The 17,626-nt window shown below is 54.2% G+C and carries 18 protein-coding genes; 10 read left to right on the top strand and 8 right to left on the bottom strand.

Annotation, left to right across the window (positions count from 1 at the left end; all coding sequences use genetic code 11):
* Positions 1 to 3: 3 nt before the first annotated feature.
* The 4 genes from ACOKCT_RS08525 to yfcG are packed head-to-tail and all read right to left on the bottom strand — an operon-like array spanning position 4 to position 2,525.
* Positions 4 to 513 carry a GNAT family N-acetyltransferase gene (locus ACOKCT_RS08525; protein ID WP_159339628.1) on the bottom strand — a complete coding sequence of 170 codons (510 nt, stop codon included), beginning with the start codon at positions 511 to 513 and terminating at the stop codon, positions 4 to 6.
* A gap of 55 nt (positions 514 to 568) precedes the next feature.
* Complete coding sequence (locus ACOKCT_RS08520; protein ID WP_420193372.1) at positions 569 to 1,462, bottom strand: TIGR01777 family oxidoreductase; 894 nt, start codon at positions 1,460 to 1,462, stop codon at positions 569 to 571.
* Between the two features lie 19 nt (positions 1,463 to 1,481).
* Positions 1,482 to 1,844 carry a dihydroneopterin triphosphate 2'-epimerase gene (gene folX, locus ACOKCT_RS08515; RefSeq protein ID WP_103180493.1) on the bottom strand — a complete coding sequence of 121 codons (363 nt, stop codon included), beginning with the start codon at positions 1,842 to 1,844 and terminating at the stop codon, positions 1,482 to 1,484.
* 51 nt (positions 1,845 to 1,895) lie between these two features.
* Positions 1,896 to 2,525, bottom strand: coding sequence for a GSH-dependent disulfide bond oxidoreductase (gene yfcG, locus ACOKCT_RS08510; RefSeq protein WP_103180492.1), 630 nt, complete (start codon positions 2,523 to 2,525; stop codon positions 1,896 to 1,898).
* Between the two features lie 143 nt (positions 2,526 to 2,668).
* Here yfcG and yfcF point away from each other — a divergent pair, with 143 nt between their 5' ends.
* From yfcF to yfcD, 3 genes are read left to right on the top strand one after another with little or no spacing between them, the layout of a single operon-like run.
* Entirely contained in the window at positions 2,669 to 3,313 is a 645-nt protein-coding gene (yfcF, locus tag ACOKCT_RS08505) for a glutathione transferase (RefSeq protein ID WP_263950378.1), read from the top strand.
* 55 nt (positions 3,314 to 3,368) lie between these two features.
* Entirely contained in the window at positions 3,369 to 3,920 is a 552-nt protein-coding gene (gene yfcE, locus ACOKCT_RS08500; RefSeq protein ID WP_263950379.1) for a phosphodiesterase, read from the top strand.
* A gap of 55 nt (positions 3,921 to 3,975) precedes the next feature.
* Positions 3,976 to 4,518 carry an NUDIX hydrolase YfcD gene (gene yfcD, locus ACOKCT_RS08495; RefSeq protein ID WP_103180487.1) on the top strand — a complete coding sequence of 181 codons (543 nt, stop codon included), beginning with the start codon at positions 3,976 to 3,978 and terminating at the stop codon, positions 4,516 to 4,518.
* A 54-nt stretch (positions 4,519 to 4,572) separates the two neighbouring features.
* On the opposite strand, the gene pta is transcribed toward yfcD, so the two are convergent.
* Both pta and ackA read right to left on the bottom strand, forming a co-directional pair.
* Positions 4,573 to 6,711, bottom strand: a complete 2,139-nt coding sequence (pta, locus tag ACOKCT_RS08490; protein WP_103180485.1) for a phosphate acetyltransferase — start codon at positions 6,709 to 6,711, stop codon at positions 4,573 to 4,575.
* Positions 6,712 to 6,787: 76 nt separating this feature from the next.
* Entirely contained in the window at positions 6,788 to 7,990 is a 1,203-nt protein-coding gene (gene ackA, locus ACOKCT_RS08485) for an acetate kinase (protein ID WP_420193371.1), read from the bottom strand.
* 336 nt (positions 7,991 to 8,326) lie between these two features.
* On the opposite strand from ackA, the gene yfbV reads away from it, so the two are divergent.
* The 4 genes from yfbV to ACOKCT_RS08465 all read left to right on the top strand — a co-directional run bounded on the left by yfbV (position 8,327) and on the right by ACOKCT_RS08465 (position 11,949).
* Positions 8,327 to 8,782, top strand: a complete 456-nt coding sequence (yfbV, locus tag ACOKCT_RS08480; protein WP_103180482.1) for a terminus macrodomain insulation protein YfbV — start codon at positions 8,327 to 8,329, stop codon at positions 8,780 to 8,782.
* Between the two features lie 91 nt (positions 8,783 to 8,873).
* Positions 8,874 to 9,368, top strand: a complete 495-nt coding sequence (locus tag ACOKCT_RS08475) for a YfbU family protein (protein WP_103180480.1) — start codon at positions 8,874 to 8,876, stop codon at positions 9,366 to 9,368.
* Positions 9,369 to 9,379: 11 nt separating this feature from the next.
* The gene (locus ACOKCT_RS08470; RefSeq protein WP_103180478.1) at positions 9,380 to 10,039 is read left to right on the top strand and encodes a sugar phosphatase; all 660 of its coding nucleotides are present in this window, start codon (positions 9,380 to 9,382) and stop codon (positions 10,037 to 10,039) included.
* A gap of 77 nt (positions 10,040 to 10,116) precedes the next feature.
* The gene (locus ACOKCT_RS08465; RefSeq protein WP_159339626.1) at positions 10,117 to 11,949 is read left to right on the top strand and encodes an SLC13 family permease; all 1,833 of its coding nucleotides are present in this window, start codon (positions 10,117 to 10,119) and stop codon (positions 11,947 to 11,949) included.
* 75 nt (positions 11,950 to 12,024) lie between these two features.
* On the opposite strand, the gene yfbR is transcribed toward ACOKCT_RS08465, so the two are convergent.
* Complete coding sequence (yfbR, locus tag ACOKCT_RS08460) at positions 12,025 to 12,624, bottom strand: 5'-deoxynucleotidase (RefSeq protein ID WP_103180476.1); 600 nt, start codon at positions 12,622 to 12,624, stop codon at positions 12,025 to 12,027.
* Between the two features lie 93 nt (positions 12,625 to 12,717).
* Positions 12,718 to 13,932, bottom strand: coding sequence for an alanine transaminase AlaA (gene alaA / locus ACOKCT_RS08455; RefSeq protein ID WP_159339625.1), 1,215 nt, complete (start codon positions 13,930 to 13,932; stop codon positions 12,718 to 12,720).
* Between the two features lie 947 nt (positions 13,933 to 14,879).
* Here alaA and lrhA point away from each other — a divergent pair.
* From lrhA to nuoB, 3 genes are all read left to right on the top strand, one after another.
* Positions 14,880 to 15,818: a transcriptional regulator LrhA gene (gene lrhA / locus ACOKCT_RS08450; protein ID WP_159339624.1), complete on the top strand. Its 939-nt coding sequence runs from the start codon at positions 14,880 to 14,882 to the stop codon at positions 15,816 to 15,818.
* 630 nt (positions 15,819 to 16,448) lie between these two features.
* Positions 16,449 to 16,889, top strand: coding sequence for an NADH-quinone oxidoreductase subunit NuoA (nuoA, locus tag ACOKCT_RS08445; RefSeq protein ID WP_420193370.1), 441 nt, complete (start codon positions 16,449 to 16,451; stop codon positions 16,887 to 16,889).
* A 15-nt stretch (positions 16,890 to 16,904) separates the two neighbouring features.
* A complete protein-coding gene (gene nuoB / locus ACOKCT_RS08440; protein WP_003861482.1) occupies positions 16,905 to 17,579 on the top strand; it encodes an NADH-quinone oxidoreductase subunit NuoB in 675 nt (224 codons plus the stop codon).
* Positions 17,580 to 17,626: the final 47 nt, after the last annotated feature.

Here is a 17,626-nt window from a genome sequence, read left to right as displayed (position 1 = left end):
CATTCAGGCCGCACTTACCTCCAGTCGGTACACCCAGTCGTCATACCGCACGCCGTTAATCTCATATGCCTGCTCCAGTACCTGGGTGCGCATGAAACCCGCTTTCTCTAACACCCGCACCGATCCGCCGTTGTCCGCCAGCACATATGCGTTAATCGCTTTTACGCCCACCCGGATAAACGCATATTCACACACGGCACGCAGCGCCTCGCTGGCTATTCCCTGGCCCTGGGCGGCGGCAATCACGGTGTAACCAATATCGGCCTCTTCAGGGTAGTGGGAGCTGATTTGCAGGCCAATATCCCCGAGCGGGGTGGCATCATCATGGACGCGGATCACAAAGGTGTGCGGGGCGGTAAGACGGGCGGCAAACAGGCGTCGGATCTCTTTTTCCGGGGCGATCGCGGCCATATAGCGCATGATCTCCGGCGCTTCACGCAGCCTGTGGAAAAAAGGCCAGTCGGCGGGCTCAAAAGGGGAGAGCGTCAGCCGGGGAGTGGTAATGGTTGCCATCAAAGCGCCTTGAACAGGGAGCGAAGATAACAAATTAACATCTGACAGGGTAAATTTAACCTACCACATCTCCCAGGGCCTCTTCTAAGTCATACCACCTGAAAGCAAAGCCGGAGGCTTCCAGGCGCTTCGGCAGTGCGCGTTGGCCGCCCAGCACCAGCACGGAGGATTCCCCCATCAGCAGGCGGATAGCGGTGGCGGGCGCGCGAACTACGGCAGGGCGATGCACCGCATGGCCCAGGGCATGGGCAAACTGCTCGTTACGCACCGGGTAGGGGGAGACCATATTGAACGGGCCGCGCAGATCGTTATCCAGCAGCCAGAGAATGCCGTTGACCATATCGTCGATATGGATCCACGCCAGGTACTGACGCCCGTTACCGACCGGGCCGCCAAGACCCAGCTTAAATACCGGCAGCATTTTGCCGAGAATCCCGCCTTTGGGGGCCAGCACCACGCCGGTGCGCAACAGGCATACGCGGGTCTTTTCGCTCTGGGCACCGCAGGCAATCTGCTCCCAGCGGGCGCACAGCTTATGGGTAAATTCATTGTGCGGCGGCTCCTCTTCGGTCACCACCACCTCGCCTAAATCGCCGTAATAACCTGAAGCCGAACCGGAGATAAAGACCGAGGGCGGCGTGTCGCTGGCCTTAACCATATCGACCAGCCGCTGGGTGATGTTCCAGCGACTGTTGCACAGACGCTGTTTATGCTCTTTTGTCCAGCGCTTGTCGGCGATGGGCTCGCCTGCAAGATTGATGACGGCATCAAAGCCGTTGAGATCCTGGTGCTCCGTCAGCCCTTTCCAGATATCGATGCCGGAGCCGAGAAGCTGGCGCGCCTTCTCAGTGCTGCGCGTGACCACAGTCAGCTCATGGCCTAATACCTGCAAACGTGGGATTAAATGCCGGCCAATCAGGCCGGTGCCGCCGGTTACCAGGATCTTCATACCACCTCCAGGGTTGCGCTTAGCGTTGCCAGCTTAACGTCATCGAGACGGAGTCGGCGTAGCGCAGCGCGTGAAGTTTATCGATCTCGACTTCAGCATAGGTGACCCAGTGATGTTCGCGTGCGATATCCAGCACATCCTGAGTTAATTTTTCCAGCAAAGAGAAACGGTTATTCTCCACCAGATGAATAATGCTTTTGGTAATGGTGCGATAGTTCAGCGCATCATTAATGTCTTCACTGGCGCGGGCTTTGTCTGCCGGATAGTGGATCGTCACGTTAATAACGATATCCTGGCGATTAGCACGCTCCTCCTCTTTGATTCCAATAAAGGTGCGCAGGCGTAAATTTTTAATACGAATAATTGCGTCTTGCTGGGACATTGCAGGCTTCCTCCGTGTCATTATCGACACCATAATACATGAGGAAAGCGTTTATATCTGCTGCGCTTTTTGCATTGCACGCTCGGTTGCCGGGCGGGTGCGGATACGTTCAAACCAGTTGTTTACCGCAGGCCATGATGCCAGGTCGACACGATGGTTTTCATGGGTGTTGACCCACGGCCAGCAGGCGATATCTGCGATACTGTAGTGTTCGCCTCCCAGCCACGGCGATTTTTCCAGCCGCTTGTTCAGGACGTTATAGAGCCGCTGCGTTTCGACCTGGAAACGTTCGATGGCATAGGCGATAGGCTGTGGCGCAGCATGGTTAAAGTGGTAGTTCTGACCAATCATCGGCCCCAGGCCGCCAACCTGCCAGAAGAGCCACTGCAGCGTGACGTGGCGTTCACGTAATTCCCCGCTCAGTAGCTTGCCGGTTTTCTCTGCCAGATAGAGCAATATTTCGCCGGACTCAAACAGGCTCAGCGGGGTACCGCCATCCTCCGGATCGCGATCGACAATCGCCGGAATTTTATTGTTGGGGGAAATGGCGAGAAACTCGGGGCGGAACTGTTCGCCTTTGCTGATATTGACCGGCAGGATGCGGTAGTCCAGCTGGGCCTCTTCCAGAAAAAGAGTGATCTTATGCCCGTTGGGCGTCGGGGCGTAGTAAAGGTCAATCATCGCAACTCCTGTCATAGCGCTTTTTTCTGCATAGATCGAGTATAGGTGGTGATGATAAATCGTGAGTTTTCATCAAGTGACAGCCGGGGCAGGAGGTTATATTTTGGATATCTACCCATCACGCGAAGCCTTATGAGGACGTTATGAGCCAACCTGCGATTACCCTGTGGTCAGATGCCGACTATTTTTCACCCTATGTGATGAGCGTGTACGTCGCGCTGGCCGAAAAGGGATTGCCCTTTGCCCTGAAAACCATCGACCTCAGCCGGGGGGAGAACCGTCAGCCGCAGTGGCGGGGCTATGGGCTGACCCGTCGCGTGCCGCTCCTGGAAGTGGATGGGTTTGAACTCAGCGAATCCTCCGCGATTACCGAATATCTGGAAGAGCGTTTTGCGCCGCCGGAATGGGAGCGGATCTATCCGCTCGATCTGCAAAAACGCGCCCGCGTGCGTCAGATACAGGCGTGGCTGCGCAGCGATCTGATGCCCATCCGTGAAGAACGTTCTACCGACGTGGTATTTGCCGGGGTGAAAAAACCGGCCCTGAGCGAAACTGCCCAGCGCACGGCAAGCCAGCTGATTGATACCGCCACCTCGCTTCTGGCCCACGGCAATCAGAATTTATTCGGGGAGTGGTGCATTGCGGATAGCGATCTGGCGCTGATGCTCAACCGCCTGGTGCTCAATGGTGATGACGTACCACAACAGCTGGTGGATTACGCCAGCTTCCAGTGGCAGCGCGCCTCGGTGCAGCGTTATGTGGCGCTTTCAGCGAAGCGGGCTGGCTGATAAGGCCTGCTGATTCAGGTATGATGGGGCGGCTTTTCACTACAAGGAGTCACTGATGAAGCTGATGTTTGCATCGGACATTCACGGCTCGCTACCGGCGACCGAAAAAGTGCTTTCGCTGTTTAACCAGAGCGGGGCGCAATGGCTGGTGATCCTCGGCGATGTGCTGAATCACGGCCCGCGCAACCCGCTACCCGAAGGCTATGCCCCTGCTGAGGTTGCAGAGCGGCTTAATGCTTTTGCCTCGCGCATTATTGCCGTGCGGGGCAACTGTGACAGCGAAGTCGACCAGATGTTACTGCACTTTCCCATCACCGCCCCGTGGCAGCAGATCTTGCTGGAGGACTGCCGTCTCTTTATCACCCACGGCCATCTGTTTGGTCCGGATAATCTGCCCGCGCTGAATGCTGGCGATGTCCTGGTTTATGGTCATACTCATATTCCGGTGGCCGGGAAGAAGGGCGACATTATTCATTTCAATCCTGGCTCCGTCAGCCTGCCTAAAGGCGGGTTTCCACCCAGCTATGGGATGCTGGAAGAGGGCCATTTGTGCGTTATGACGCTGAATGACAGCCAGGTTATTGCAGAGTCCAGGATTAATCCGTAACTTACTCCTCAACAGTAAACGCGCCGTGAGAGCGCTATAAAGAGAAGGTTTCCCGATGGTGGAGCAGAGTCATTTGGCAAGTACTGAGTGGGTAGATATAGTCAGCGAAGACAATGAAGTCATCGCCCAGGCGAGCCGCGAGCAGATGCGCGCGCAGCGCCTTCGCCATCGCGCGACCTATATCGTGGTGCATGATGGTATGGGCAATATCCTGGTGCAGCGCCGTACCGAAACGAAAGACTTCATGCCCGGCATGCTCGATGCAACGGCCGGCGGTGTGGTGCAGGCCGATGAGCTGTTACTTGACTCCGCCCGCCGTGAAGCGGAAGAGGAGCTGGGGATTGCCGGTGTGCCGTTTGCCGAACACGGTCAGTTCTACTTTGAAGACAGCCACTGCCGTGTCTGGGGAGGCCTCTTCAGCTGTGTCTCCCACGGCCCGTTTGCGCTGCAGGAAGAAGAGGTCAGCGAAGTCTTCTGGATGACCCCGACGGAGATCACCGCCCGTTGCGATGACTTCACGCCTGATTCGTTAAAAGCGCTGGCGCTGTGGATGAGCCGCAATGCCAACAACGAACCGGCTAAGCAAGAAGAAGCGTAACGGTGATAATAAAAAAGGCGACCCTGGGGTCGCCTTTTTACGTTTGGCAGCAGCTTACTGCTGTGAAGCCTGGATCGCAGTCAGGGCGATGGTGTAGACGATATCGTCTACCAGCGCGCCACGAGACAGGTCGTTCACTGGCTTGCGCATACCCTGCAGCATCGGCCCGATGGAGATCAGGTCGGCAGAACGCTGTACCGCTTTGTAAGTGGTGTTACCGGTGTTCAGATCCGGGAAGATGAACACGGTAGCGCGACCAGCAACCGGCGAGTTAGGCGCTTTAGATTTGGCAACGTCAGCCATAACTGCGGCGTCATACTGCAGCGGGCCATCGATAACCAGATCCGGGCGTTTTTCCTGCGCCAGACGGGTGGCTTCACGTACTTTCTCTACGTCGCTACCTGCACCAGAGTTACCGGTGGAGTAGGAGAGCATCGCAACGCGCGGCTCGATACCGAACGCAATCGCGGAGTCAGCGGACTGAATCGCGATCTCTGCCAGCTGTTCAGCGGTTGGATCCGGGTTGATCGCACAGTCACCGTAAACGTAAACCTGTTCCGGCAGCAGCATGAAGAACACGGATGAAACCAGAGAGCTACCTGGCGCGGTTTTGATCAGCTGCAGCGGCGGACGAATGGTGTTCGCGGTGGTGTGAACAGCCCCGGAAACCAGGCCATCAACTTCGTCCTGCTCCAGCATCAGTGTACCGAGAACCACGTTGTCTTCCAGCTGTTCGCGGGCAACGGCTTCGGTCATACCCTTGCTCTTACGCAGCTCAACCAGACGGGCAACATAGCTTTCGCGCACCACTTCCGGATCCACGATTTCGATACCCGCACCCAGCTCAACGCCCTGGGACGCCGCGACGCGGGTGATCTCATCCGGATTACCCAGCAGCACACAGGTGGCGATACCGCGCTCGGCACAGATTGCCGCAGCTTTAACGGTACGTGGTTCGTCGCCTTCAGGCAGAACAACGCGTTTGCCCGCTTTACGCGCCAGCTCGGTGAGCTGATAACGGAAGGCTGGTGGAGAGAGACGACGGCTGCGCTCGGAGGTCGCGGTCAGAGATTCAATCCAGTCAGGATTGATGCAACCGGCAACGTATTCCTGCACTTTCTCGATACGCTGATGGTCGTCAGCCGGCACTTCCAGGTTAAAGCTCTGCAGGCTCAGGGAGGTCTGCCAGGTGTTGGTGTTCACCATGAAGACCGGGAGGCCGGTGGCAAATGCGCGTTCGCACAGTTTGCTGACGCGTGGGTCCATTTCATAGGCACCGGTCAGCAGGATCGCACCGATCTCCACGCCGTTCATTGCGGCCAGACAGGCTGCAACCAGCACGTCAGGACGGTCAGCGGAGGTAACCAGCAGGGAACCTGCACGGAAGTGCTCCAGCATGTGCGGAATGCTACGCGCACAGAAAGTCACGGACTTCACGCGACGGGTATTGATATCGCCTTCGTTCACGATAGTGGCGTTCAGGTGACGCGCCATGTCGATAGCACGAGTGGCGATCAGATCGAAGCTCCACTGCACCGCGCCCAGCACTGGCAGCGGGCTGAATTCCTGCAGCTTAGCCGGATCGATTTTCACGATTTTTGCTTTGGACGAGTCGTCGAAAATTTCGGACAGGTCAGGGCGGGTACGGCCTTGCTCATCAACCGGTGCGTTCAGTTTGTTAACAATCACGCCGGTGATGTTGCTGTTTTTCGCGCCGCCGAAGCTGCTGCGGGTCAGCTCAATACGCTCTTTCAGCTGTTCCGGGGTATCGGTACCCTGGGACATCACAAACACGATTTCCGCGTTCAGCGTCTTGGCGATTTCAAAGTTCAGAGACTGGGCAAACTGATGCTTGCGCGTCGGAACCAGGCCTTCTACCAGTACCACTTCCGCATCCTGGGCGTTAGCGTGGTAGTTAGCGATGATCTCTTCCATCAGCACATCTTTCTGGTTGCTGGAGAGCAGAGACTCAACGTGGCTCATCTTCAGCGGTTCAGCGGCTGGCAGGTTAGAGTTTGCACGAACAATAGTGGTGGTCTGGTCTGGTGCGTCGCCACCAGCACGTGGTTGAGCGATTGGCTTAAACACGCTCAGACGAACGCCTTTGCGTTCCATCGCACGGATAACACCGAGGCTGACGCTGGTCAGGCCTACGCTGGTTCCGGTCGGGATCAGCATAATAGTACGGGACACGATTTATCCTCTTTCGTTACCGCCGAAAACGGGCGGGCTTCAAAACAGCACCGCCAGCATTGCTGGCGGTGGGGAATCAGGCAGTCAGACGGCTCGCGTCTTGCGCGATGACCAGCTCTTCATTGGTTGGGATAACCATTGCGAGCGTGGTGCCTTCTTTGTTGATGAAGCCAGACTTACCGAAGCGCGCGGCCAGGTTACGTTCATGGTCAACATCAAAGCCCAGCACGCCCAGTTTGCCCAGGGAGAGTTCGCGCACCATTGCCGCGTTCTCACCGATACCGCCGGTGAAGACCACGCCATCCAGACGACCGTCCATCAGCGCAGTGTAAGAGCCGATGTACTTGGCCAGACGGTGGCAGTAAACATCCATTGCACGTTTCGCGTCTTCTTTCTCGGCGTAGTTGTCTTCAACGTAACGGCAGTCGCTGGTCACTTCGGTCAGACCCAGCAGGCCAGACTCTTTGGTCAGCATCTTGTTGATATCTTCTACGCTCATACCCAGGGTATCGTGCAGGTGGAAGATGATCGCTGGATCGATATCACCGGAGCGGGTACCCATGACCAGGCCTTCCAGCGGGGTCAGACCCATGGAGGTATCAACACATTTGCCGTTACGGATAGCAGAAACAGAACCGCCGTTGCCCAGGTGGCAAGTGATGATGTTCACTTCTTCTACCGGCTTGTTCAGCATTTTTGCTGCTTCTTGCGTGACGTAGAAGTGGCTGGTGCCGTGTGCGCCATAGCGACGAACGCCGTGCTCTTTGTACAGTTTATACGGCAGGGCATAGAGGTAAGACTCTTCCGGCATGGTCTGATGGTACGCGGTATCAAATACGGCCACGTTCTTGTCTTTCAGCTGCGGGAAGGCTTTCAGTGCTTCAGCGATACCGATCAGGTGAGCCGGGTTATGCAGCGGTGCAAAAGAGGCTGAGTCTTTAATACCCTGAATAACGCTGTCATCGATGACCACAGATTTGGTGTACTTCTCGCCACCATGAACGATACGGTGACCAATTGCGGTCAGCTGGGCGGACAGTTCCGGTTTTTGTGCCAGAATAGTGTTAACGATAAAGTTCAGCGCTTCGCTGTGAGCGGCGCCTGCACCTAAAGCCGCTTCCTGTTTGCTGCCGTCCATTTTCCACTTCAGACGTGCTTCAGGGAGATGGAAACATTCGGCCAAACCAGAAAGGTACTCTTCACCGTTGAGCGCATCGATGATGGCGAATTTCAGGGAAGAGCTACCGCAGTTCAGAACCAGTACTAACTTACTCGACATGGAAGTACCTATTATTGATACGTGGCTAAAAAAACGTCAGTGAGTCAAGGATCGTAGCGCAAGATATCGCTGACATTTATGATTAACATCATGCCCGAAGGACATTCTGGCATGACGAAAAGAATACATATGATTTTATGCCATTTTGCGCATTTTTCCGGCAATGGCATAATGTGCGATAATTTGACGAGTGAACGTTCCTCGTCTAAGGCCTTTGCAGGCCGGCACAGGATACCCGATACTGGGTAGCGCTGACAAAAGTTTTTGAACGTTGTCATGAGCAGTTGTGGTTTTGCACGAATTTTTTAAATTTTATATGTGAAGTTGAGGTAAGCCATGTCGACACCCGAGAATCCATCCGTGAGCTTTTTTAGCCTGTTTCGCCGGGGACAGCACTATGCAAAGACGTGGCCACTGGAAAAGCGCCTGGCGCCCGTCTTTATTGAAAACCGGGTGATCCGCGCCACCCGTCACGCTATCCGCCTGATGCCGCCTCTCGCGGTCTTTACTCTGTGCTGGCAGATTGCGCTGGGCGGACAGCTTGGTCCTGCTGTTGCTACCGCGCTGTTTGCCCTGAGTCTGCCGATGCAGGGGCTGTGGTGGCTCGGCAAACGCTCGGTCACACCGCTGCCGCCATCCGTGTTGTCCTGGTTCTATGAGGTGCGCGGCAAATTGCAGGATGCTGGTCAGGCGCTCGCGCCGGTAGAGGGGAAACCCGATTATCAGGCGCTGGCTGATACGCTGAAGCGGGCATTCAAGCAACTTGATAAAACATTCCTCGATGACTTGTGATTGATCATCGAAACGATGACCAAAAGAAGGCACAGTAACCCACCGTTACCGTGTCTTTTTTAAAGCTGCCATGCGCAACAGGAGTCGAAAGATGGAAATGACCCACGCTCAACGTCTGATTTTGTCCAATCAGTACAAAATGATGACTATGCTTGATCCCGACAACGCAGAGCGCTATCGCCGCTTGCAGACTATCATCGAACGTGGCTTTGGTTTACAGATGCGCGAGCTGGATCGCGACTTTGGCGAACTGAAAGAAGAGACCTGCCGCATCGTCATCGACATCATGGAGATGTATCACGCCCTGCATGTCTCCTGGACCAACCTGAAAGATGCCCAGAGCATCGACGAACGTCGTGTCACCTTCCTGGGTTTTGATGCGGCCACTGAATCCCGTTACCTGAGCTATGTCCGCTTTATGGTCAATGTCGAAGGACGCTATACCCATTTCGATGCCGGTACGCATGGCTTTAATGCCCAGACCCCGATGTGGGAAAAATATCAGCGCATGCTCAGCGTATGGCACGCTTGTCCTCGCCAGTACCACCTGAGCAGTAACGAGATCCAACAAATTATTAATGCCTGACGGAGGTAGATGTGCAGTGTGAAGGTTTTCTGTTTGATCTGGACGGTACGCTGGTCGATTCGCTACCGGTTGTTGAACGCTCCTGGTGCCGTTGGGCCGACAGACATGGCATCGACCATCAGGACGTACTGAATTTTATCCATGGCAAACAGGCCATAACCTCTTTACGGCACTTTCTCCAGGGAAAAAGTGAAGCGGAAATTCAGGCGGAGTTCAGCTGGCTTGAGCAGGTCGAGGCCACCGATACCGACGGTATTACCGCGCTGCCGGGGGCCCAGGCGCTGCTCACCCATCTGAATGAATCGGCGATCCCCTGGGCTATCGTCACCTCCGGTTCGGTTCCTGTGGCTCATGCGCGTCATAAAGCGGCAGGCCTGCCGCTGCCGGAAGTCTTTATCACCGCGGAGCGGGTCAAGCGCGGCAAGCCAGAGCCCGATGCCTTTTTACTGGGCGCGGAGCTGCTGGGGCTGGCGCCTGAAGCGTGTGTGGTGGTAGAAGATGCCGCAGCCGGCGTGCTGGCGGGACTCAATGCCGGAAGCCACGTCATTGCCGTCAATGTCCCCGCTAACTCGCCGCGTCTGGATGAGGCGGATTTTGTGCTTACCACGCTGGAGGCACTCGCCGTCAGCCGCGAGCCCGACGGGAATGTAACAGTCACCCGGAAAATGTAATCACATGATTTAGCCCCACATTGCTGGGGCTTTTTTATGGCACTATCTGACGCACTCTTTTCTGACAAGGATCTGTTGTGAACGGTGAACTCATCTGGGTGTTAAGCCTGCTTCTTATCGCCATTCTTCTTTTTGCAACCGGCAAAATCCGCATGGATGCTGTGGCGCTGCTGGTGATCGTCGCTTTTGTGCTGAGCGGCACCTTAACCCTCCCGGAAGCCTTTTCAGGCTTTAGCGATCCCAACGTGATTCTCATTGCCGCCCTGTTTATCATCGGCGACGGCCTGGTGCGGACCGGCGTGGCAACCAGTATGGGTACCTGGCTGGTGAGCATGGCGGGCAACAGCGAGACCAAAATGCTGGTCTTTTTGATGCTCACCGTGGCCGGACTCGGGGCCTTTATGAGCTCCACCGGTGTGGTGGCTATTTTCATTCCTGTGGTGTTGAGCGTCTCCATGCGCATGCAGATTTCGCCGTCGCGCCTGATGATGCCGCTGAGCTTTGCCGGCCTTATCAGCGGCATGATGACGCTGGTGGCGACCCCGCCAAACCTGGTGGTAAACAGTGAACTGCTGCGTGAAGGCCTGGACGGTTTCAGCTTCTTCAGCGTGACGCCGCTGGGGCTGGTTGTCCTGGTGATGGGCATTGTCTATATGCTGTTGACCCGCTTTGCCCTGAAAAGCGAAAAGCAGGATAAAACCCGCGACGGCTGGAAGCGCCGCACGTTTCGCGATCTGATCAAAGAGTATCGCCTTACCGGGCGGGCCCGCCGTCTGGCGATCCGCCCCGGTTCACCGCTGATTGGGCAGCGTCTGGATGATTTAAAACTCCGCGAACGCTACGGGGCCAACGTCATCGGCGTGGAGCGCTGGCGCCGTTTTCGTCGGGTTATCGTCAACGTAAACGGTGTATCGGAGTTTCGCGCCCGTGACGTGTTGCTCATTGATATGTCGTCGGCAGAGGTCGATCTGCGTGAATTTTGCAGCGAACAGCTGCTGGAGCCGATGGTCCTGCGCGGGGAGTACTTCTCCGATCAGGCGCTGGATGTGGGGATGGCCGAGGTCTCGCTGATCCCTGAGTCGGAGCTGCTCGGCAAAACCATTCGCGAAATCGGCTTTCGTACCCGGTACGGTCTGAACGTCGTGGGGTTAAAGCGCGACGGCGAGGCGATGAACGGCTCGGTGGTGGATGAGCCCCTTCAACTGGGGGATATCTTCCTGGTGGTGGGTAACTGGAAGCTGATTACCCAGTTGGGGCAGAGAGGGCGAGACTTTGTGGTGCTCAACCTGCCTGTCGAGGTCAGCGATGCATCCCCAGCCCATAGCCAGGCACCGCACGCCATTTTTTGTCTGGTGCTGATGGTCGCTCTGATGCTGACCGACGAAATCCCCAATCCGGTGGCGGCGATCATTGCCTGTCTGCTGATGGGGAAATTCCGCTGTATTGACGCTGAAAGCGCTTACAAAGCGATTCACTGGCCGAGCATCATTTTGATCGTCGGCATGATGCCCTTTGCGCTGGCGCTGCAAAAAACTGGCGGTGTCGATTTAGTGGTGAAAGGTCTGATGGAGCTCGGCGGCGGCTATGGCCCATACATGATGCTGATGTGCCTGTTTGTTATGTGCGCCACGATCGGACTGTTTATCTCCAATACCGCGACCGCTGTGTTGATGGCGCCCATTGCGCTGGCGATGGCGAAATCGATGGGAGTCTCACCTTATCCGTTCGCCATGATGGTGGCGATGGCCGCTTCCGCAGCATTTATGACGCCGGTGTCGTCACCGGTTAACACCCTGGTGCTGGGGCCGGGAAGATATAGCTTTAGCGATTTCGTTAAGCTTGGCGTGCCCTTCACGATCCTGGTGATGGTGGTGTGCGTAGTGATGATCCCGATGTTGTTCCCGTTCTGACAGTTTTGCCCGGCGGCGCTAAGCTTGCTGCCTGGAAACCGTAGGCCCGGCAAGCGAAGCGCCGCCGGGCATAACTCACAACGGCGAATCTTGGCTAATCTCATCCAGCGAGAGCTGGAAGCTCGGGACAAACACCTCCATGAAGTAGTCCATCTCCTCGCTACGTCGCGCCTCAAGCGTCTTTTCCAGACGCGTTTTCGCCAGTAAAAACTCGTGATTGCCGGCAGAGAGCTCTTCCAGACACTTCAGGTAAGCGCAGAGCGCATCGGCCTGCTTCACAATGAAGTGCTCCTCTTCGCTATAGCTCTGCTCGTCTATTAACGGGGCAAAAATATCGCGAAGCTCGTCCGGCACCATATCGACCAGCTTCTGCTGGGCGATTTTTTCAATCGCCTTGTACTCCTGGGCGATTTGCGAGTTGAAGTATTTTACCGGCGTGGGCAGATCGCCCGTCAGCACTTCTGAAGCATCGTGGTACATCGCCAGCAGCGCGATACGTTCGGCGTTTAGCTGACCATTGAACTTACGGTTTTTGATGGCGGCCAGCGCGTGGGCGACCATCGCTACCTGCAGGCTGTGTTCGGAAACGTTCTCGGTGCGCACATTGCGCATCAGCGGCCAGCGGTTGATCAGTTTCAGTCGGGAAAGATGGGCGAAGAAATGACTCTGACTCATAAGTTACCTTAAATCTGCACAGCGACAGGTTTCATTGTGAGGGGAGGGGCGGTGAGATGCAAATCGGGCTGCCTGTGGCAGCCCGATTATCGTTTACTGATGGTATCCGGAGAGGAAGCGTCCGAACCGGCTGATGGCCATCTCCAGCTCATCTTCACGCGGCAGCGTTACGATGCGAACATGGTCCGGCCACGGCCAGTTAAATGCCGTTCCCTGTACCAACAACACTTTTTCCTGCAGCAGGAAGTCGAGCACCATCTTCTGATCGTCAAAGATGTTGAAGCGTTTGATGTCGATTTTCGGGAACATATAGAGGGCGCCGTTTGGCTTCACGCAGGAGACGCCCGGAATATCGTTGATCAGCTCCCACGCGCGCTGCCGCTGCTCATACAGTCGCCCGCCCGGCACGATAAATTCGCTGATGCTCTGATAGCCACCCAGTGCGGTCTGGATCGCATGCTGGGCCGGAACGTTGGCGCACAAACGCATGGAAGCCAGCATCTCCAGCCCTTCAATGTAACCTTTCGCATGTTTTTTCGGGCCGTTCAGGACCATCCACCCCTGACGGAAGCCCGCAACACGATAGGTCTTTGACAGGCCGTTAAAGGTGACGGTCAACAGATCCGGCGCCAGCGCGGCAATAGAGTGGTGCTGCGCGGCGTCATACAGAATTTTGTCGTAGATCTCATCCGCGAAGATGATCAGATTATGCTGGCGGGCCAGCTCGACGATCTCCAGCAGCAGCTCTTTGGAATAGACGGCGCCGGTGGGGTTGTTCGGGTTGATGATGACGATCCCGCGGGTGCGCGGCGTAATTTTGGCGCGAATATCATCCAGGTCCGGGAACCAGTCAGCCGATTCGTCACACAGGTAGTGCACCGCTTTACCGCTTGAGAGGGACACGGCCGCGGTCCAGAGCGGGTAGTCCGGAGCGGGAACCAGCATTTCGTCTCCGCTGTTCAGCAGGGCCTGCATCGCCTGGACAATCAACTCGGAAACACCGTTACCAATGTAGATATCTTCTACAGTCACATCGCGCATACCCTGCGCCTGATAGTGCTGCATGATCGCTTTTCGCGCAGAGTAGAGACCTTTGGAGTCGCTGTAGCCTTGCGCCGTCGGCAGGTTGCGAATCACATCAACCAGAATTTCATCCGGTGCATCAAAACCAAATGGCGCCGGGTTGCCGATATTGAGCTTAAGTACTTTATTACCTTCTTCTTCGAGACGCTTTGCCTCTTTAAGAACCGGGCCACGAATGTCATAACAAACGTTATCTAACTTGCTGGATTTTTCGATGGGTGACATGAATCTTTGACCTTTTCACTGTTATTGCGACGTCCTGCCGTGGAAGTCAGCACGAAACAATGTACTCCTCGAACGCCCGATTTTGAAGCGTTGGCAGAAGAAGATTTTGTGCATTGCTGCCGCTTTGCCCTGAATCTTTTAACTCTTTTTTAATGGGTTAATCACTTTAACGTATGTATTTTTGGTTTTTGTTGGTGTTTTGTCCTGTTATGGATGTTGTAATATGGATTTTACACTGTAAAAAAGGGGTGATTTGAGCTGCTTGCGCTGGTGGTGCTACAGTTTCCTGTAGTGATTTTTCGTAAAAGCTGAATGAAACTCACTGGTATTCGCTTTCCTGCCTTTTTATATTAACGTTGCTCATGTGAAATTAATGTTAAGTATTATTAATCATTAAGTCCGGTTTCAATTATTGTTTATTTCTAAATAAAGACGAAATCGCAACTTTCGTTAATATTAATAAAATTAGTTTAGCTAGTTACCATTCAGGTTAAATCAAAGGATTTGCAATAAGGCTTATAAAGAAAAAGGTTTTAGGGTAAGATGTATGCCGGGTTTAGCGATGAAAGATAACAGGTCACAGCAGGCCTTGATGCCTGGACCTTTAATAGTTTATTGTAATTGCTGGAATTATCTCTGCCTTGAGAAGTTAAGCGATACCATTGCCGCTCAACCTGTACTGCGATAAAGTTAACGTTGGATATGCATCTTCTTTAATCGAATTTACATCATCCGGCAAATACCTATATATCTCGAACGATTTTGAGAATAAAAATAACGTCAGATAAGTTGTTTCTGACCACTGATATAACCAGCACAATTACATTATGCAGGCCCCTGCCAGACCAGGACGTCAGCGGATTTCGTTCAGAAGGAACTGTATTACTTTTACGCACACAGCTTAAACCCGGGGCAGCTCCGTACGAGCAACCTGTAAGTGAAAAGATATGATTAATGCAAATCGTCCGATACTGAATCTCGACCTCGATCTGCTGAGAACCTTTGTGGCGGTCGCCGATCTGAACACCTTTGCTGCGGCGGCGGCGGCAGTTTGCCGTACCCAGTCTGCAGTAAGCCAACAAATGCAACGACTGGAACAACTGGTCGGTAAAGAGCTTTTTGCCCGTCATGGCCGCAATAAGCTGTTAACGGAGCATGGTATTCAGCTCCTGGGTTACGCCAGAAAAATCCTGCGCTTCAATGATGAAGCATGTTCATCATTAATGTTTAGCAACCTGCAGGGTGTCTTAACATTAGGCGCCTCTGACGAGTCGGCCGACACCATTCTGCCGTTCCTGCTCAATCGCATCAGTTCGGTTTACCCGAAACTTGCTCTTGATGTCAGAGTGAAACGCAACGCCTTTATGGTTGATATGTTGCAGGAGCAGGAGGTCGATCTGGTGGTGACCACCCATCGTACCAGCCAGTTCGAATGTCTGACGCTGCGCACCTCGCCGACACACTGGTACTGCGCCGCCGAGTTCACGCTGCAGCGCGGCGAGCCGGTGCCGTTAGTCCTGCTGGACGATCCCAGCCCGTTTCGCGACGTTGTGCTGGCTACGCTCAATGCCGCCAATGTCCCATGGCGAATGGCCTATGTCGCCTCCACGCTGCCTGCGATCCGCGCCGCGGTAAAAGCGGGGCTCGGCGTAACGGCACGCCCGGTGGAGATGATGAGCCCCGATTTGCGTGTGTTAGGTAAAGCGGACGGATTGCCCGCGCTGCCGGATACGGAATATCTGTTGTGCCATAATCCGGCCAGTAACAACGAGCTTGCGCAGACCATCTTTAGCGCCATGGATGATTACCATAACCCCTGGCAGTACAATACAGTGACTCAACAAGGAGGGGATGACTCGGTAATCATTGAAAGTGATTTCGAGTAAAAGGGGCCCTAATAATCTGATAACAATTCGTCCAGACGATAACGAACCACTGCTGCTGCCTCTGCGCACAGTGGTTCTTTTTTTGCATGGGATTCCAGAGATTTGATTTAAGTCATTGCTAATTTTGTGTTTTATCAATCTGATAGATATCCTGCCTTTCTCCAAAACCCCGCTATACTTGTTCTTTCTAATGTCAATGGGCATGTTAAAAAAGCAGCAAAGATGTTGCTGTTTTTTTGATTGAATTAACAAAAGCGTGTCACAGATCAAGAAAATACTCCTCTTTGGGGGGAGGAATCGACGGCAAATCCTGTCAAAATAGGCGGGTAATCTTTGTATTAGTTCATTACGGACACGATTCAACACCCCCACGCAGGTACGCGCCTCACACTTAATGAGGGTAAAGGGCATTAAATGTTAATGAAGTTCGATCAATGTAATTTAATGTGAAGAAACTTTTGTTAAAGTTGACAAAAGGTTATAGAAAGGAGTAAAAAACCACATCATTTTGCTGTCTATGTCTCATTTTCGACAGTTAGTGTACGGTTATTTGTTCCTCCCCATGAATCGATGTGATGCCCATCTGCCAGAAAGAGCAGTGTTTCAGGTATCACTTTTGATGAGTAAGCAATGAGTATGTCAACATCCACAGAAGTCATCGCTCATCACTGGGCATTCGCAATCTTTCTTATCGTTGCCATTGGCCTGTGCTGCCTGATGCTAGTCGGCGGCTGGTTCCTGGGCGGTCGCGCCCGCGCAAGGCACAAAAACATGCCATTCGAATCGGGTATCGATTCGGTAGGTACCGCGCGTTTACGCCTGTCTGCCAAGTTCTATCTGGTAGCCATGTTCTTCGTCATTTTCGACGTGGAAGCGCTTTACCTGTTCGCATGGTCGACCTCCATTCGTGAGAGTGGCTGGGTAGGCTTTGTCGAGGCCGCAATTTTCATTTTAGTGTTACTGGCCGGTCTGGTTTATCTGGTGCGTATTGGCGCGCTGGACTGGACACCTGCACGTTCACGCCGTGAACGTATCAACCCGGAAAACAGTATCCCTAATCGTCAGCAGTAACAGCGAGGCAATAAGATGGATTATACGCTCACCCGCATAGATCCTAACGGTGAGAATGACCGTTACCCCCTGCAAAAGCAGGAGATCGTAACCGACCCCCTGGAGCAAGAAGTCAACAAAAGCGTGTACATGGGCAAGCTCGAGCATGCCATGCACGATATGGTCAACTGGGGTCGTAAGAACTCCATCTGGCCATACAACTTTGGCCTTTCTTGCTGCTACGTTGAAATGGTGACGTCATTCACTGCGGTGCATGACGTTGCGCGTTTTGGTGCGGAAGTACTGCGTGCATCTCCGCGTCAGGCTGACCTGATGGTGGTAGCGGGCACCTGCTTTACCAAAATGGCACCGGTCATTCAGCGTCTGTACGACCAGATGCTCGAGCCAAAATGGGTTATCTCCATGGGCGCTTGTGCCAACTCTGGCGGCATGTACGACATCTATTCCGTCGTACAAGGTGTAGATAAGTTTATCCCGGTTGACGTTTATATCCCGGGCTGCCCACCGCGTCCGGAAGCCTACATGCAGGCGCTGATGCTGTTGCAGGAGTCGATTGGCAAAGAACGCCGCCCGCTCTCCTGGGTTGTGGGTGACCAGGGCGTGTACCGCGCTAACATGCAGTCTGAGCGCGAGCGTAAACGCGGTGAACGTATCGCAGTGACCAATCTGCGGACACCAGACGAAATTTAATTTGCGCCTGTGGGCATGGAGATAACCTTCGCATATCACTATTCAAA

This window comes from Leclercia sp. M-A074-M (assembly GCF_965195605.1).
Classification (GTDB): Bacteria; Pseudomonadota; Gammaproteobacteria; order Enterobacterales; family Enterobacteriaceae; genus Enterobacter.
The sequence above is the reverse complement of the archived record's forward strand: the minus strand, read 5'-3'. Positions and strand labels throughout refer to the sequence as shown.

Bases quoted from the DNA above. Each gene is read 5' to 3' on its own strand.
- ACOKCT_RS08525 (WP_159339628.1), bottom strand. From the start codon at position 513: ATGGCAACCATTACCACTCCCCGGCTGACGCTCTCCCCTTTTGAGCCC.
- ACOKCT_RS08520 (WP_420193372.1), bottom strand. From the start codon at position 1,462: ATGAAGATCCTGGTAACCGGCGGCACCGGCCTGATTGGCCGGCATTTA.
- folX (WP_103180493.1), bottom strand. From the start codon at position 1,844: ATGTCCCAGCAAGACGCAATTATTCGTATTAAAAATTTACGCCTGCGC.
- yfcG (WP_103180492.1), bottom strand. From the start codon at position 2,525: ATGATTGACCTTTACTACGCCCCGACGCCCAACGGGCATAAGATCACT.
- yfcF (WP_263950378.1), top strand. From the start codon at position 2,669: ATGAGCCAACCTGCGATTACCCTGTGGTCAGATGCCGACTATTTTTCA.
- yfcE (WP_263950379.1), top strand. From the start codon at position 3,369: ATGAAGCTGATGTTTGCATCGGACATTCACGGCTCGCTACCGGCGACC.
- yfcD (WP_103180487.1), top strand. From the start codon at position 3,976: ATGGTGGAGCAGAGTCATTTGGCAAGTACTGAGTGGGTAGATATAGTC.
- ackA (WP_420193371.1), bottom strand. From the start codon at position 7,990: ATGTCGAGTAAGTTAGTACTGGTTCTGAACTGCGGTAGCTCTTCCCTG.
- yfbV (WP_103180482.1), top strand. From the start codon at position 8,327: ATGTCGACACCCGAGAATCCATCCGTGAGCTTTTTTAGCCTGTTTCGC.
- ACOKCT_RS08475 (WP_103180480.1), top strand. From the start codon at position 8,874: ATGGAAATGACCCACGCTCAACGTCTGATTTTGTCCAATCAGTACAAA.
- yfbR (WP_103180476.1), bottom strand. From the start codon at position 12,624: ATGAGTCAGAGTCATTTCTTCGCCCATCTTTCCCGACTGAAACTGATC.
- alaA (WP_159339625.1), bottom strand. From the start codon at position 13,932: ATGTCACCCATCGAAAAATCCAGCAAGTTAGATAACGTTTGTTATGAC.
- lrhA (WP_159339624.1), top strand. From the start codon at position 14,880: ATGATTAATGCAAATCGTCCGATACTGAATCTCGACCTCGATCTGCTG.
- nuoA (WP_420193370.1), top strand. From the start codon at position 16,449: ATGAGTATGTCAACATCCACAGAAGTCATCGCTCATCACTGGGCATTC.
- nuoB (WP_003861482.1), top strand. From the start codon at position 16,905: ATGGATTATACGCTCACCCGCATAGATCCTAACGGTGAGAATGACCGT.